This is a genomic window from Actinoallomurus sp. NBC_01490 (assembly GCF_036227085.1).
Taxonomy (GTDB): domain Bacteria; phylum Actinomycetota; class Actinomycetes; order Streptosporangiales; family Streptosporangiaceae; genus Actinoallomurus; species Actinoallomurus oryzae.
The window spans coordinates 8682832-8697747 of sequence record NZ_CP109433.1 but is presented as its reverse complement, the minus strand read 5'-3'; the positions used below and the strand labels follow the sequence as shown (position 1 = coordinate 8697747).

The window sequence follows — 14916 nt, the reverse complement described above, 5'->3', positions numbered from 1 at the left end:
GTCATCCGGAGAGATCGGCTCGGCGGGCTGATCCATGAATACGCCCAGGTCGCATAGGGTGGCCGAATTTCCGGCACGCACACGGCCGCCGAGTCGGTGCCCGCGGAGCGGGAGACCACCGGCCACTGACCGTTCGGATCCGGCCGCGGTACCTCAGCGTCCGAGGTGCCGCGCGCAGAAGGCGCCGACGAGCTGGTCGCAGATGCTGACACTACGTCGTTCGTGGTGCGCCACCTCGTGACGCAGCGCGTCGATGTCCAGGTTCCCGAGCGACTCACCGTCGGCCGTCCATCGTTCGGTCCAGCTGCTGAAGCTGTCGAGCGTGATCTCCGGATGGAACTGGACCCCGAGCGCCCTTCCGACCACGAAAGCCTGGGATCCGGCCGCGTTACGGGCGATCTCCCTGGCGGCGGGAGGAGGCGTGAAGGAGTCGGCGTGGAACTGCATCCACGGCCCGCAGGGGATGAGGTCGGGATCGTCCGAATCGACCAGCGTGAAGCCGATCTCCGAGCGTGCCGCCCGCGTCACCGTCCCGTTCAGGCACTGGGCCAGCAGTTGGCCGCCGAAGCAGATTCCCAGGACCGGAAGCTCTCGTTCCACCGCCGAGCCGACGAAGGCGAGTTCGTCGGCGATCCACGGAACGCTCTGGTCGTACACCGACTTCCCCGCGCCCATCACGACGAGCAGGTCGTAGCCGTCCAGGCCGGGCTCCGGCCCGTGCCCGGCCACGAACGATGCCACGTCGTGTTCGATGTCGCGTCTGGCCAGCGCCGGTATCAGCGCTCCGGGAATGCGGTGGAGCCGGCTCTCGGCCGGATCATGGACGAGCACGAGCGCTCGGGTCGCCATGTCACCTACCTTTCGGGTACGCACCTCAGAGGTCGAGTACGAGTCTTCTGCCGCAGGCGCGGCTGACGCAGGGCATGATCGTGCGGCCGGCGGCCCGCTCGGTTTTCGACAGCACCACGTCGCGGTGGTCGGGCACGCCGTCGAGGACCGCGGTCTCGCAGGTGCCGCAGTAGCCTTCCTCACAGTCGGAGTCGATCTCCACACCCGCGTCTCGGATCGCCCGCAGGAGCGTTGTCTTGCCGTCGACCGCGACGCTGAGACCGGATCGGCGGAGCTCCAGCTCGACGACGTCGTCGTTCTCGGCCTCGCCCGGCTGCGGAGTCGCGGCGCCGAAATGTTCGGTTTCACACTGAATACCGGCTGCTTCGCAGGCTTCGATGACGCTGTCGAGGAGGCTGTTCGGGCCGCAGCAGTAGACGACTCCGCCGGGACCGAGCCGGTGGATCGCCTCCTTGACGTCGGGTCGGGGCTGGTTCGCCGTGTCGACGAACCGCACCCGGTCGCCGCCCGCGGCCGCCAGGGCGTCGCGGAATGCCATGGTCTGCGCTCCGCGTCCGCAATACAGAGCCGACCATCGGGCGTTCCGCGCCGCCAGGGCCACGGCCATCGGCAGCAGTGGGGTGATCCCGATGCCGCCCGCGATCAGCAGGTACTCCTCCGCCGTACCGAGGGGGAAACGGTTCTTGACGGCGGTCACCGTGAGCTCACGGCCGATGAGTGGCGTGCCGTGAACTTCCGCAGAACCGCCACGGCTCTCCGCTTCAAGCCGGACCGCGATCGTGTATCGGTCGCGGTCGCGCGGGTCCCCGCACAGTGAGTACTGGCGGGTCAGACCCGACGGCAGCCGTAGCTCGATGTGGGCACCGGGTTCCCACACGGGCAGCACGGTGCCGGGCGGTGCCGACAGGGTCAGACCGACGACTCCGTCGGCCTCCCAAGTCACCCGTGTGACGCGCACGGTCGGTTTTTCGGGTGCGCTCGTCATACCCCTGACTCCCAATCGTGGTTTCTCAGAAGAGGTCGAAGTACTCGCGCTGTTCCCAGTCGGTGACCGTCCGCTCGAAACGGGCGATCTCCGCCCGCTTGATCGCCGCGTAGTAGGTGACGAAGCGAGGGCCCAACGCTCGTGTCAGCTCGGCGTCGGCCTCGAGCGCGCGCACGGCCTCGCCGAGGTTCGTGGGAAGGTGTCCCGCATCCGTGGTGTACGGGTCGTCGGCCGACGGGTCGAGGGGCAGCTCGGCATCGATGCCTTCCAGCCCGGAGTGGAGCTGGGAGGCCATGTACAGATACGGGTTGGCCGCGGACTCGCCGACCCGGTTCTCCAGGTGGGTGCTCCCGTCCTCGGCGGATCCGACGAGGCGGATCATGGCGCCGCGGTTGTCGCGGGCCCAGGCGATCCGGTCGGGGGCCATCGAGTACGGCTGGAACCGCTTGTAGCCGTTGATGGTCGGGTTGGCGAACACGCACGCTGCGCTCGCGTGGGCGAGTTGGCCGGCGATGAACTGGCGGCCCAGTGGCGAGATCATGCCCTCGCCGTCGGCCGCGGCGAACACGTTGCGGCCGGTTTCGCGGTCCAGGAGGCTCTGGTGCAGGTGCCACCCGCTCGACTTGCTGTCCGGGATCTGCGGCCGGCACATGAAGGTGGCGTGGTATCCGCTGCGGCGGGCGACCTGTTTGATCGTGCTGCGCAGCAGGACCATGGCGTCGGCCGAGCCGAGCCCGACGGCCGGGTCGAGCGTCACCTCGAGTTGGTTGGCGCCGTACTCGACCTCGACACTGCGCAGCTCGACGCCCATCCGGTCCAGCACCTCGCGGATGCGCCGCGTGGCCGGCTCGATTTCGTCGGCGCGATCCTCGGCGAGCAACTGGTTGCCGTGGTTGATCGGTTCGACCGGTGTCGGGTAGGTACACCGGCCGATGCCGTCGGAGTTGGGAAAGTGCTCCGCCCGGCGGTAAAGGTGGAATTCGATCTCCAGGCCGGTCAGGTAGCCGAACCCGCCGGCGCCGGCCCGGTCGAGCGCGTTCCGGAACACGCTCCGGCTGCAGAACGGCACCTGCTCGCCGTTCTGGAAACGCAGGTCGCAGAGGATCCGGGCGGTCCCGTCGGCCCACGGGATCAGGTGGAATGTCGTCGGGTCCGGGACCATGACGACGTCGGCCGCGCCGGCCATCTCGGCCACGCCGAGCCCGCCGTCGGCGTTGAACGCCGCGAACACGGTCGCCCCCGAGGTGTCCTTCGACAGAAGCGTCGACACGCACCTGATCCCGCTCCGGAACGCCGCCGGCAGACCGTCGCCCGGGATCGTCTTTCCCCGCAGCAGGCCGTGCTGGTCGACGAACGAGAGTCGTAGTGACCGCAGGCCCTCCTCACGGACGCGTTCCAGGACGGCACGGCCCGCGTCCCGCTGCTCTTCGGTCCACAGGCCGAACTCGTCGATGAATCCCACGGTCCCCGCCTCAGGTCCGGTCGTACGCGTCGGGCAGTTGCGAGCGGTCGGGCTCGACGGCCGAACCGGGAACCCCCGCGGGGCCGGTGGCGAGCGCGGCGTGCAGTTCGGAGGCCCAAGGGCTGGCCTTGCGTAGCTCGGCGATCGACCGCGCCCAGTACGCCTCCCACTCTCCGGTGGGACCGATGCCGTCGAGCGGGATGGGTCCGCGGCTCTCCACGTCGGCGCTGTCCGTGAGGAGGGTCTCGGGGTCGCCGCCGTCCGCGACAGTGTCGATGGCCTTGAGCGCCATCCGGCGGTACGTGACGATCGCACGGTCGGAGCGGCTGAGGTGCTCGCGGCTGCGGTCGTAGATGTAGCCCTGTCCCTCGACGGCCATCTGGTCGTGGACGTTGATGTCCTTTCCCAGGCCGGTGTAGGTCTGGGTCCGCTGTTCCTGGAAGTCGAACCGGTAGTTGTTCGCCCGGTTCCGCAGCGGCTTGTAGTCGGGGAGGGTGATGCCCTCGAGCCGCTGGGCGCGCATGGTCTCCTTGTCGACCGGCTCGTCGAGGCTGGTGAACATTGCGTACCAGTAGCAGGAGACGTCGTCGATCGGCACGTGCCACTGGGTGATCGTCATCGTCGCGCTCAGTGGGATGGTGATCCCGTGCGGGAACACCTGGTGGGTGATCCGCACATGGGTGGAGGACCCGTCGAGGCCGTCGCGGTCGAGCTTGCGTAGCGCGACGATGCGCTGGCCGTACTCGGTGCGGGCGTTGAGGATCTCCGGCCGGCCGTACTCGCGCAGGATCTTGGTCATCGGCAGGTCGGTGCCGAGCGAGGCGCCCCGGAACTGTTTGCCGTAGCCGTCGCCGGGGTCCTCGTCCTCCTCGAAGCGGTGCAGGTACGACGCGTGGGCCGGGTCGATGCCGACTTCGAGGGCCTGCAGCCAGTTGCAGTCGAGGTAGCCCTTGAACGCGAACGTGTACTCCTCCGGCGCGACGAAGCAGTCCAGCGCGGGCAGGCGGGGTAGGGTGCCCTTCCCCATGTAGGCCCACACAATCCCGTTGCGCTCCGTCACGGGGTACGAGCCGATCTTCACCTTGGCCCGTAGCGGGCTGTCGTCCGGTTCTGCCGGGGTGTCCAGGCACGAGCCGCCGGGGCCGAACAGCCAGCCGTGGAAGTAGCACCGCAGGCCGCCGTCCTCGAGCCGGCCGAGCGAGAGGTCGGCGCCACGGTGGGCGCAGCGCCGGTCGATCAGGCCGAGGTGCCCGGCGTCGTTGCGGAAGAGCACCAGGTCCTCTCCGAGTACCCGGACCGGCACGACGGGCCGCTCGGTCTCCAGTTCCTCGGACAGGGCCACCGGTTGCCAGTACAGACGCATCCAGTTCCCACCGGGCGTGCCCGGCCCCGTCTCGGTGATCTTCCGGTTGTCCTCAGCGCGCATGACAGCGCCTCCCTTATGTTCGATTAACGAACACATGGTTCATATGTGGGCACTGTAGGCAGCGCAGTGACCCACCGCAAGGGGCGAAGCCTGGATTTCTGCTACATTCGGCAACAGTTGTGCGGTAATCGAACGGGGGTGGCCGTGGCGAAGCTCAACGCGCGCGACGAGTCGCGGCGCCAGAACCGCGAGACGGACGCGAACAGCCGGGCGGACTACTCCGAGGCACTCGAACGGGGCCTTCTCGTGCTCACCGCCTTCGACCGGGGCGATGAGCGGCTGACCCAGGCGCAACTGGCGCGCAAGCTCGACCTCCCACGGGCGACCGTTCGCCGGGCACTGCTGACCTTGACGCACATGGGCTACGTGGTCGCCGAGGACAAGATCTACCGGCTGGCGCCCAAGGTGCTGACTCTCGCCACGGCCTACCTCACGACCAACCCTGTGAGCCGGGTGCTGCAACCGGTCTGCGACGTCCTCGCGGAGGACTTTCAGGCCTCCTGCACCGCCGCCGTGCTCGACGGCCCCGCGGCCGTGATGATCGCGCGAGCGCTGCCGCGCCAGTCCCTCGCGATCGGCCAGGGCATCGGTTTCCAGGTGCCGGCCGTGCGGTCGGCGCTGGGCAGGGTGCTGATCAGCGGTCTCGACACCGAGCAGCGCCGCCGATACCTGCTCGACATCGAGACCAGCGACGAGACGCTGCTGGCGGAGATCGAGGCCGCTGTCGCGGACGTCGGAACGCAGGGCTACGCCTACGTGGCCCACGAGGTGGAAGCGGGCTTCCATTCCGTCGCGGTTCCGCTCCGGCGATGGGACGACACTCAGATCGCGGCGCTGAACGTCGGCGCGAACATCGAGCGGCTCTCCCAGGAGGAGATGCTCGAACGGGTGCTGCCGATCCTCCTCGCGACGGCGAGAAAGCTCCAGCCGCAACTGGTGTGACCCTGCGGCGGACCCGCGACCGGCTGCGGACCGGTCGCGGACGTCCACGCCGGCATGCCGATCGTTATAGTGAGGTCTTGTAAATGAACGGCCGGCCAATGCGTCGGTCATCTGTTGACCTGACACGCGAGCATCGGCATGCTCCGAGACTCCATGGGTCGGGCGAGATACAGCCAGCGGGGGAAGACCTGATGGACGTCACAGGCGCGCCGGCCGTCAAAGTGGTGCCTCCGGGAGGCGGAGAGAGCGTCCCCATCCCAGGGTTCGGCGCCGTGTTCAAGCTCTACGGCCGCGACAACGGTGGAGAGGTGGCCATCGTGGAGCATCCGTTCGCCGTAGGCGCGATCACCGCACCGCATCGTCACACGCGGGAGGACGAGCATTCGCTCGTCCTCGAAGGCCAGATCGGCTTTCGCTCCGACGCCGACGAAGTGGTCCTCGGGCCCGGCGGCTACATCACCAAACCGCGTGGGCAAGTCCATGCCATGTGGAATGCCGGTGCCGTTCCCGGGCGGATCGTCGAGGTGATAACACCCGGAGGCTTCGAGCACTACTTCCGCGAGCTGGGAGAACTGCTCACCTCCCACGCCCAGGAGCCGGGGTCCGGCATTGATCTGCACGAATCACCGGAATTCATGCAACTTGCCGTAAAATATGGCTTGACTTACCACGATCCCGACTGGCTCGACGACGTGGTGGCCCGCTACGGCTTGACCCGGCCAACGCACTGAAGTCCGCGAGCGCGTCACCGGTCACGACACGCTCGCGCACTTCATCAGCGCGACTGCCGCATCGCGCTCTCCGCGAGGCGCTCGAACTCCGACGGCGGCAGGAGCCCGGCAACCAGCTTCCCCGAGATGAGCCAGCTCGGCGTTGACCGAACGCCGAATCGGGCGCCGAGCGCTTCGGCCTCGGTGAGGGACGCCAGCGCGCTGCCGTCCGCCAGCGCGGCGCGGAGAGCGTCGAGATCGATGTCCAGCTCTTTCGCCTTCCGGTCGATCACCGCGGTGTCGCCGAGGTCCTCACCGAGTGCGAAATGCGCGGCGAAGAGGCGTCTGTTGAACTCATCGGAAACGTCGGGCCGATGCTGACGCACCCACGCGGACGCGGCCAGGGCCGCACGGGTGTCGGGGAGCCGTGCCGGCCAGTTCAGCGGCAGGCCTGCCTGGGCGGCCTCCCGCTCGAGCGCCGCGTACATCGGGCCTTGACGTGGCCCTGCTTCGATTCCCCCAGGTGGAATCTCAGGGTGTATCTGGAACGGCAGATGAACAACACGGAGTCCGTGCCGTTCAGGATCTGGTTTCTCTGCTGCCCGGCGTAGCAGAACGGGCAGAGAAGATCGAACCAGTGCAGGACCGTGCGCGGATCCACTGCCTCCGGCCGCTCCTCGTTCTTTCTCATGTTCATCGATCTCTCCAGTGCCAGCTCTTCGCCGTACCGAGTCGGCCCTCGACGGTGCTGAGCAGTTCCAGCCAGGACTTGGTGAACTTGTCCACGCCCTCGTCCTCCAGTACGCGGAACACGTCGGCGAGGTCGACACCCACGGCGGTGAGCCGGTCGAAGACCTTCTGTGCCCGCGTCCGGCGTAGGGCGCGCGAGCGCGTACATCAAGAGTGGGGCGCGGCGGCCACGCGACCCGCCGGGATCCATGCCGCGACGGCGCCGAGCGGGGCGTCGGCAGCACTCTCGATCGGGAGTCGGGCACGAAGCGCCGGTCCTCACCAGTGCCGTCGGTGAAGTTCTGCACGTGTTGATCTCAGGTGCGATCGGATGGCCGAATCTTGCGACATCACGCCTGGTCGCGGCGGAGCGAGGCGCATTACGTTACAGACGTTGACTGCAACGGAGCATGTCCGGACTTTCAAGGTCGCCCATGCGGGCCCCACCAGCGGCGCGACCGCGCCCTGTCCGCCGGACGCCTCGGTCGCTCGATCCGAACCAAGCCCATGTAGCGGCGGGTTTCGGTCCATTCGTCGGTTTGTTCCATCAGCACCGCGCCGACCAGGCGGATGATGGCTGCCCGGTCGGGGAAGATCCCGACCACATCGGTGCGTCGGCGGATCTCTTTGTTCAGCCGTTCTTGGGGGTTGTTGGACCAGATCTGCCGCCAGATCTCGCGCGGGAAGCCGGTGAAGGCCAGCAGATTTCCCCGGGTCTCATCCAGATGCGCCGCCGCATCCGGGTGCTTGGCCTCCAAACTGTCGACCACCCGGGCGTGCTGGGCGTGGACTTCCTCGGCGGCGGGCTGGTCGAAGATGGTCCGCACCAGGGTCGCGACCCACGGCTGGGCGGACTTGGGCACCTTGGTCAGCAAATTCCGCAAGTAGTGCGTGCGGCACCGCTGCCAGGCCGCACCGGGCAGAGTCGATCCGATCGCCTCGACCAGACCGCGGTGGGCATCGGAGATGACGAGCTGGACCCCGGACAGGCCCCGGGCGACCAGACCCCGCAAGAACGCCAGCCAGCCGGCGCCGTCTTCAGATGAGGTGACCTCGATCCCGAGGATCTCCCGGTGCCCATCCGCGTTCACCCCGGTCGCCACCAGGACGTGGACGTTGACCGTGCGCCCGCCTTCACGGACCTTCTGCGTGAGGGCGTCCATCCACACGAACGCGTACGGGCCGGCGTCCAGCTCGCGGTTGCGGAACGCGGTGACCTGGGCGTCCAGGACCTTGCTCATCTGGCTCACTTGGCTCTTGGAGATGCCCTTGATCCCCAGCTGCCCGACCAGCTTGTCCACCCGCCGCGTGGACACGCCCAGCAGGTAGGAGGTGGCCACCACCGAGATCAGGGCCTGTTCGGCACGGCGGCGGCGTTCCAGCAACCACTCGGGGAAATACGATCCGGACCGCAGCTTCGGAATCGCCAGCTCCACCGTGCCGGCGCGAGTGTCCCAGTCCCGTTCCCGATACCCGTTCCGCCGGTTCGTGCGGCCCTCGCTACGTTCGCCATAGCCGGCCCCACAGATCGCGTCGGCTTCGGCGCTCATGAGCGCCTCGGCCATCGTCTTGACCATCCTCCTGAGCAGATCCGGCTCACACGCCCCGATCTGCTCGGCGAACCAGCTTGCAGGGTCCACACTGTCACTGACGGCCATCGCGTTGGTCTCCTTCGTTGATCATCCATCTCGAAGGATCACGCGATGGCCGTCTCAGTTCACGACGCCACGCCTTCTACCAGCGGAAACCCGTACACCACATCCGTGGACGCAACCGAAGGTGGCTCTGGCCGGCGACGGTGATGAGAACCCATCACTGTGGAGTGCTCCCTCTTCTCTGCAGGTCAGACACCCAGTTGCCTTGACTGGCGAAAGCCCGGCACATGGCCGCGTATATCGGGGGGTAAGGCACATGGTCACCAGAGATCGTGAGGTGAAGGCCGCGAGGCGGCTTCCGTCCTTGGCCGTCGTCGTCTGCTCGGCGTTGTTGGCGGGGGCGCCACAGCCGCAGCACCATGTAGGAGAGATCGCCCACGCGACGTCAGTTGGTCGGCCGTCCGGCCACGGCTGCGTGCCTGACGGGTTCCCTCCTGAGGGCCAGGCGTACGCGCAGATGGTCTGTCGGGAGATCAGGCCTTGGCTTCCCCGCAACAGCGGATCAAATGAAGCGCACATCGTACGGTCGGCCGGTCCACACGCGACGTTGCGCCAGCGTGTACGACATGCCCGAGGATCCACTTTCAGAGCACATCGAGAGGCGACGGTCGGCAAGGGGCATCCCAGCGCGTCGGAAGTGCGCACGCCTCGTATGAGGCCGCAGCCTCCGCGGCACGTCTCGACCCACGCCCCGGTCTCCCCGTCTAGGTGTACTCGGCCGTCAGTTTGGTGACACTCGGCTGATGGGTGGCTGTCCGCCGAGGGCGGTGTGGGGGCGGTGGGTGTTGTAGTACTCCAGCCAGGGTGCCAGGGCGTTGGCGCGGTCGGTGTTGGTGGTGAAGACCTGCCGGTAGGCCCATTCGGTGGTCAGGGTGCGGTTGAACCGTTCGACCTTGCCGTTTTGCCAGGGGCAGTGCGGGCGGATGAGTTTGTGGCGGGCACCGAGTGCGTTCACTGCGGCGGCGAAGTCGGTGCTGTTTCGGTAGGCGAAGGCGTTGTCGGTGATCACTCGTTCGATCCCGGGTATGCCGTGGGAGCGGAAGAAGCCGGCCGCGCGCTGCGGGAAACCGGCGCGGGTGGTCCCTTTTTCGTCGGGGAGGGTCTCGGCGTAGGCGAGCCGAGAGTGGTCATCGACGGCGGCGTGGACGTAGTCATAGCCCAGGGGTGTCTTCTTGTGCCGCTGGCCGGCGGTGGCGGCCCGGCCGTGCGCACGCCAGCCGCCGCCGTCAGGGATACGGCCGATCTTTTTGACGTCCAGGTGCACCAGCGCGCCGGGGCGGTCGTGTTCATAGCGAGTGGTGGTGTGCCGGCTCGCCCGGATCTGCTGGCCGGTCAGCGGGTCGCATTCGGACAGGCGCGGCTGGTGGCGGCGGCGCAGGATGCGCGTCACGGTCCGCTCGGGCACCCCGGTGGCCGCGGCGATGTGGGCCGGTCCGCGTCGCAGCTCAGCACGGCATGCCACCACCTGGTCCTCCAGACGGGCAGGGGTGCGGTTGGCGACCTGGTGCGGGCGGCAGGACCGGTCAGCCAGCCCGGCCCAGCCCTCAGCGTCGAACCGTGCCACCCACCGGTGCGCGCACTGCCGTGAGACGCCGAGTTCACGCGCCACATGCGCCACCGGGCGGCTATCGAAGCGGACCCGCTCGACCAGCAGCCTGCGGCCATGGAACGTCAACCGTGCATTAGCGTGGGCCATGAAGACCTCCGTGATGGGTGAAGACGGCTATCTCCACCGCACTCGGAGGTCTTCTTCTTGATCAACCACCAGCCCCGGCGTGTCACCAATCCCCCGGCCAAGTACATCTAGGAGCATGGGTTCGCGGCCTTCTCACAGTTCTCGCCCCGAGCCGTCACCGGACCCTCGTATCGCGAGGCCGGTATCGCCGCCGCGGCCCGATGCTTCCCGGCCCGCGGTCGTGGCGTCGTCGTTCTCCCTGAGGCGCCGTACGGAGAAGCCGCTGCGGCTTCCGCTGACACTCACGGTTCTGTTGATGCTCGCGATCTCGATGCTCGTGCTCAGCGCCGGTCGCTTCCCGGCTCTCGCGCGGCACGTGAGCCGACTTTCGCGGCTGAGGCCCACCCGTCATGCGCCGGCTGCGTACGAGGTCGTCGCCTCAGATGAGGTGGACCGACGCCCTAAGGTGCGACCGGACCCTGGCGACCCCACCCAGGGCTGGTCATGTGCGGGGCCGATCGCTGTGGACGTGGCGTCTGCTGGAGGCGTGATCGGGGTGTGCGGCGCCGACGGCGTACGCGCAGTGCTGAGGGCCCTGACGGCCTCGACCCGTCACACCGTCATCATCACTGCGGACTGTGCAAGAGAGCTGTACGGAGAGGACGTCCCCACGGAGCATGCGACCGTGGCAGCCACGCTCGACGAGGCGATCGGCCTCGTGCACGCCGCGTCGGTGGAACGGATCAGAACCGAAGAGGACGGCGGCTGGGAGAACGACGGGCGGCAAATCTGGCTATGCGCGAAAGCCGACGCCCAGCAGGCCCGGCTTCGCTCCCTGTTCCAAAGCGCTGGCCGATACGGAGTCCACGCCGTGTTGCTCGGACATTGGCCCTACGGTTTGTCGCTCACCGTCGGCGACGACGGAAGGATTCTGTCCGCTCCGCCGAATGCTCAAGAGCTGACCGACTCATACCTTGCCACGATCCCACCGGAAGCGGCCGAGGTGTCATCCCCCCGCGCGCTTCCTGAGACGGCCGGGGCGAGTACTGATACGCCGCCCATCGGTGCAGGGCCTGCGGTGGAGGCGACGACGGGGTTGCGTCTGCTGATCCTCGGCCCGGAAGCGATCCAGGTCCGTGGCGACGAATTGGCAGGCCTCTTGGAGCGCCGGTTTTCGTGGGAAGTTGCAACGTACCTCGCCTGCCATCCGGACGGCGCCACAGCAGACGCCATCATTGAGGATCTATGGCCGAGTGAGTCCCTGATGAGCGCCCGTAAGCGGTTCACTGATGCTGTCTATCATCTACGACGCGCTCTCAGAACCGCGAGTGGTAAGCCTCAGGAGAAGTTCGTGGTTCTCCGCATGAACCGCTACAGATTCGACGAGAACGTGTTGGACGTCGATCTGTGGGACTTCAACGCTGCTGTAATCGCTGGCCGGTCCGCCTCGGATAACGTTGAACGTTTATCTCACTATCGGCGAGCGGTCGATCTCTACCGCGGTGAGTTCGTCCATGTCGGTGACGGTCTATGGGCGGAGACGTTCCGGCATGACGTCCGCCGTAAGGCCCTTGCCGCGTTCGAAGGAGCCGCCTCGTTGCTGGAGCAGCAGAATCCGGCGATGGCGATCACGATGCTGGAAGGCGCTCGCGAGATGATGCCATGGAGCGAAGAGGCCGACCGCCGCATCATGCGGATCTACCAGCGACTTAACCGTATGAATGACGTTAGGGTCGCCTACGAGGCACTCACCGAGCGGCTTGCTCGTTTCGGCGAGAAGCCAAGTGCTGAGACCCGGGAGCTCCTGCGCACGATGGCGGCGGCCGGTAACTCGATGAACTGACGGGCGCGAATTCTCGGGGTGTCATCGGTGGCCTTACCGGACGGCCCACCGAGTCGATCCCCTGTCTAGAAGCGGTGATGGCAGACCGCGCATCGACCCTGGTCATGCGCGGTCTCCATCTCTCGAATGAGGGGCCCGACATGCATGTGGTGTAGCACCTCTGCCAGATGTTCCGGCCGTGGCCTTTAACATCTGCCGTTTGTCGAGGTCGCATTAATCAATCAACTTACTTTTCCGCAATCCTATTTCGCATGTCTGCCGACTGCTGTTTGTGTTCCTTTCTACCGCTGAAGCCCGACCTGCTCTGCATGCAGGAGAGTGGCTCTGACCTGGGAAAACGCTAGAAAATTTGCCGCCTGGGGGGCTCCCAAGCGCGAAAGAGTGTGGTCGAATAGAAGTAGCGAAAGGGAAGCGATCGACCGGGGGAGAAGAAAATGTCGAGTCACGCTCTTGGGGAACTTCTCGTTATTGTCGACGTGCCTGATCTGTTGCCAGAGGTGCACGTCCAATGCTGTGAGCGGATGGCTGAGTTCGTGCCGTCCGTATCCACCAAGCGGGGTGCCCAATGCTCCGGACTGGTCTCCGATCTCGACGAGGTTCGTGAGCGCTTCCCTTCTGCCGCATGGTGCGAATGCATGGACGATGCTCTGTCCCATGGCGTCGCCCACGCCATTGAGAAGATTGGAAGCTTCACGGACGGTATGGAACATATCCAGACGGTGCGGAGCGCTGGCGAATCTGTAGATGTGTACTACCAGTGGGAGTCCGAGATCTACGTCTTCACGATCGACGGTCGCGTGGGGTCGCGTCTGTCGTTCGACGCGATCAGGGATGAGGAAGCGCGGCCTTCGATCTTCGCTGAACGCGCCGAACGCGCCGTCAAGGCCATTCGCTGGGCGGAGCAGGACTGGCAGAGCCGTAAGGCTCGCCCTGTCTTCTGATCGCTTTTGGTGGAGCGCGAAGCGGATTCGCGATCCACCAAAAGCGATCAGGAAGCCTAGACGTCATCTCTTGGGGGTAGAGACCAAATGTCACCGACACAATTGCTCGACCTGTCCGCTGATACTCCGGCGCGCCTCACCCTGCTGTGGCGCATAGACGCCGACCACGTTCTAAGTATCGGAAGCGACAGCCATACAAACGATGGCCGCATCCGCTACGCATATCAACTTTCCCGCAAGGGATGTGCGATCTTCGAAGGCCGTGACTTCTGCTCGGGCGGCAACGCGACGCCCACTGTAGAAGCGCTCGCCCATGCGGCAAGGTGCCTTCTCGGATTCCTCACCCTGCGGCCCGGAGACGTCGAAGAAGACTACTTCGCCGAATACACGCCACAACAACTCTCGTGGCGTGATGCCTTCGCCGAGGAGCTGTCGATCTACGCCCAAGACCGCTGCTGCGGCTACTGCGGAGCCGACCACGATTCGCCGACCCGTCTCCACTGCTAGACGCACCCGCCGGAAGGAGAAGAGCCATGGCATGCACTGCGTCACAACGACGCGCGACACCGCAGATCTACGTCGCCTGCCTGTCCGCTTACGTCGCCGGACGTCCACACGGCGAATGGATCGACGCAGACCAGGACGCCGACGAGATCCGCGCGGAGATCGCAAAGATGCTCGCGAGATCACCGGAGCCGGACGCCGAGGAATGGGCGATCCACGACACCAGCGGCTTCGACGGCGTGTCAATCGGCGAACACGAGTCCCTGGAGCGAGTCGCCGCGATCGCGCAGCTCCTCCTCGACTGCCCGGGGGCCGTCGTAGCGGCCTTTCTCGACGGGTGGGGAGACCGTGGCGCCGATGAGCTGATCTCGGCGTTCAAGAACGCTCACGGCGGGTGCTGGACCAGCGTCGAGGACTTCGCCGCCGAGGTTCTCGTCTCCGACGACGTGAAGCAAGCACTCGGCGAAGAGCTCTACGGCTACCTCGACCTCGAACGCTACGCGCAGGACGCCGAAGCCAAAGGCGGCTTCTCCACCGTCGGCACTCCCTGCGGCGTGCACGTGGTCTGGACGAACTACTGAGGAGGGGCGCCATGTGCTTCGGTGATCACCTTGACGGCATCTTCGGGTACATGCGTGCCGACGAGCTTCGCCCGTCGGACGTCCTGTTCGACCCGGCCCGCCAGGTCGTTGGCGACCCGCTGAAGACAGGTCCCAAGACCGTCGAAGTCAAGACCACGACCGGGCCCCACGAGTACGGCTCCGACACTCTCCTGTGGGTCTATCGGCCCGCTAAGACACATATGAGCTGCGGCGAGTGCGGCGCTGAGCCCGGTGTGCCGTGCAACGCCATGACCTGCTGCGCCCTCGAGATGCTCGCGGATGTCGCTGAGGCGGTGCGGGCACGCCACGAACGCTGACACAGCCGTCTCATCCCCACATGGGCCGGACGGGCGACCGTCCGGCCCACGGTCATGAGCGGATCAGCAGCCCGTCCACCACATCGGCGTGGGACGGCCCGTGAGCCTGTGCCACGCCGTCGAGACGGCCACTGCGTGCGCGGCAGGTGCGGGCGTGCGCTCGGTGGTGGCCGGGATGGTGGGAACCGCGGCAGCGCTAGCCGCGGTCGCGGTGGTGACGCGACGAATCCAGCTGACTCCCTGTCCTGTCATGCGTTGCACACCTCTTTCTCTTCG

Annotated in this window: 15 protein-coding genes; 7 read left to right on the top strand and 8 right to left on the bottom strand. The window is 66.7% G+C overall.

Annotation, left to right across the window (positions count from 1 at the left end; genetic code table 11):
* Positions 1-153: 153 nt before the first annotated feature.
* From OG417_RS40065 to OG417_RS40050, 4 genes are read right to left on the bottom strand one after another with little or no spacing between them, the layout of a single operon-like run.
* Complete coding sequence (locus OG417_RS40065) at positions 154-849, bottom strand: type 1 glutamine amidotransferase (RefSeq protein WP_329240324.1); 696 nt, start codon at positions 847-849, stop codon at positions 154-156.
* 25 nt (positions 850-874) lie between these two features.
* Entirely contained in the window at positions 875-1834 is a 960-nt protein-coding gene (locus tag OG417_RS40060; RefSeq protein ID WP_329240322.1) for a PDR/VanB family oxidoreductase, read from the bottom strand.
* Between the two features lie 25 nt (positions 1835-1859).
* Entirely contained in the window at positions 1860-3296 is a 1437-nt protein-coding gene (locus OG417_RS40055; RefSeq protein WP_329240321.1) for a glutamine synthetase family protein, read from the bottom strand.
* A 10-nt stretch (positions 3297-3306) separates the two neighbouring features.
* Complete coding sequence (locus tag OG417_RS40050) at positions 3307-4722, bottom strand: aromatic ring-hydroxylating dioxygenase subunit alpha (RefSeq protein ID WP_329240319.1); 1416 nt, start codon at positions 4720-4722, stop codon at positions 3307-3309.
* Between the two features lie 144 nt (positions 4723-4866).
* On the opposite strand from OG417_RS40050, the gene OG417_RS40045 reads away from it, so the two are divergent.
* Positions 4867-5664: an IclR family transcriptional regulator domain-containing protein gene (locus OG417_RS40045; protein ID WP_329240317.1), complete on the top strand. Its 798-nt coding sequence runs from the start codon at positions 4867-4869 to the stop codon at positions 5662-5664.
* A gap of 191 nt (positions 5665-5855) precedes the next feature.
* Positions 5856-6395 (top strand): cupin domain-containing protein, encoded by a 540-nt coding sequence (locus OG417_RS40040; RefSeq protein ID WP_329240315.1) that lies wholly within the window; start codon positions 5856-5858, stop codon positions 6393-6395.
* Positions 6396-6439: 44 nt separating this feature from the next.
* On the opposite strand, the gene OG417_RS40035 is transcribed toward OG417_RS40040, so the two are convergent.
* The 4 genes from OG417_RS40035 to OG417_RS40020 form a co-directional block, all read right to left on the bottom strand.
* Positions 6440-6988: a DsbA family oxidoreductase gene (locus OG417_RS40035; protein WP_329262950.1), complete on the bottom strand. Its 549-nt coding sequence runs from the start codon at positions 6986-6988 to the stop codon at positions 6440-6442.
* A 79-nt stretch (positions 6989-7067) separates the two neighbouring features.
* Positions 7068-7208, bottom strand: a complete 141-nt coding sequence (locus tag OG417_RS40030) for a hypothetical protein (protein WP_329263172.1) — start codon at positions 7206-7208, stop codon at positions 7068-7070.
* Positions 7209-7525: 317 nt separating this feature from the next.
* A complete protein-coding gene (locus OG417_RS40025) occupies positions 7526-8761 on the bottom strand; it encodes an IS256 family transposase (protein WP_329240314.1) in 1236 nt (411 codons plus the stop codon).
* 718 nt (positions 8762-9479) lie between these two features.
* Positions 9480-10454: an IS481 family transposase gene (locus tag OG417_RS40020; RefSeq protein ID WP_329240312.1), complete on the bottom strand. Its 975-nt coding sequence runs from the start codon at positions 10452-10454 to the stop codon at positions 9480-9482.
* Between the two features lie 295 nt (positions 10455-10749).
* On the opposite strand from OG417_RS40020, the gene OG417_RS40015 reads away from it, so the two are divergent.
* The 5 genes from OG417_RS40015 (at position 10750) to OG417_RS39995 (ending at position 14640) form a co-directional block, all read left to right on the top strand.
* Positions 10750-12276 (top strand): AfsR/SARP family transcriptional regulator, encoded by a 1527-nt coding sequence (locus OG417_RS40015; protein ID WP_329240310.1) that lies wholly within the window; start codon positions 10750-10752, stop codon positions 12274-12276.
* Positions 12277-12797: 521 nt separating this feature from the next.
* Positions 12798-13217: a hypothetical protein gene (locus OG417_RS40010; protein ID WP_329240309.1), complete on the top strand. Its 420-nt coding sequence runs from the start codon at positions 12798-12800 to the stop codon at positions 13215-13217.
* A gap of 87 nt (positions 13218-13304) precedes the next feature.
* Entirely contained in the window at positions 13305-13724 is a 420-nt protein-coding gene (locus OG417_RS40005) for a hypothetical protein (RefSeq protein ID WP_329240307.1), read from the top strand.
* Positions 13725-13750: 26 nt separating this feature from the next.
* Positions 13751-14302: an antirestriction protein ArdA gene (locus OG417_RS40000; RefSeq protein ID WP_329240305.1), complete on the top strand. Its 552-nt coding sequence runs from the start codon at positions 13751-13753 to the stop codon at positions 14300-14302.
* Between the two features lie 11 nt (positions 14303-14313).
* Positions 14314-14640 (top strand): hypothetical protein, encoded by a 327-nt coding sequence (locus OG417_RS39995; RefSeq protein WP_329240303.1) that lies wholly within the window; start codon positions 14314-14316, stop codon positions 14638-14640.
* The last annotated feature ends 276 nt before the right edge of the window (positions 14641-14916 follow it).

Coding starts and splice junctions, on each gene's coding strand:
- OG417_RS40065 (WP_329240324.1), bottom strand. CDS start 849: ATGGCGACCCGAGCGCTCGTGCTCGTCCATGATCCGGCCGAGAGCCGG.
- OG417_RS40040 (WP_329240315.1), top strand. CDS start 5,856: ATGGACGTCACAGGCGCGCCGGCCGTCAAAGTGGTGCCTCCGGGAGGC.
- OG417_RS40000 (WP_329240305.1), top strand. CDS start 13,751: ATGGCATGCACTGCGTCACAACGACGCGCGACACCGCAGATCTACGTC.
- OG417_RS40005 (WP_329240307.1), top strand. CDS start 13,305: ATGTCACCGACACAATTGCTCGACCTGTCCGCTGATACTCCGGCGCGC.
- OG417_RS40060 (WP_329240322.1), bottom strand. CDS start 1,834: ATGACGAGCGCACCCGAAAAACCGACCGTGCGCGTCACACGGGTGACT.
- OG417_RS40050 (WP_329240319.1), bottom strand. CDS start 4,722: ATGCGCGCTGAGGACAACCGGAAGATCACCGAGACGGGGCCGGGCACG.
- OG417_RS40015 (WP_329240310.1), top strand. CDS start 10,750: ATGCTCGCGATCTCGATGCTCGTGCTCAGCGCCGGTCGCTTCCCGGCT.
- OG417_RS40010 (WP_329240309.1), top strand. CDS start 12,798: ATGGCTGAGTTCGTGCCGTCCGTATCCACCAAGCGGGGTGCCCAATGC.
- OG417_RS40020 (WP_329240312.1), bottom strand. CDS start 10,454: ATGGCCCACGCTAATGCACGGTTGACGTTCCATGGCCGCAGGCTGCTG.
- OG417_RS40025 (WP_329240314.1), bottom strand. CDS start 8,761: ATGGCCGTCAGTGACAGTGTGGACCCTGCAAGCTGGTTCGCCGAGCAG.
- OG417_RS39995 (WP_329240303.1), top strand. CDS start 14,314: ATGTGCTTCGGTGATCACCTTGACGGCATCTTCGGGTACATGCGTGCC.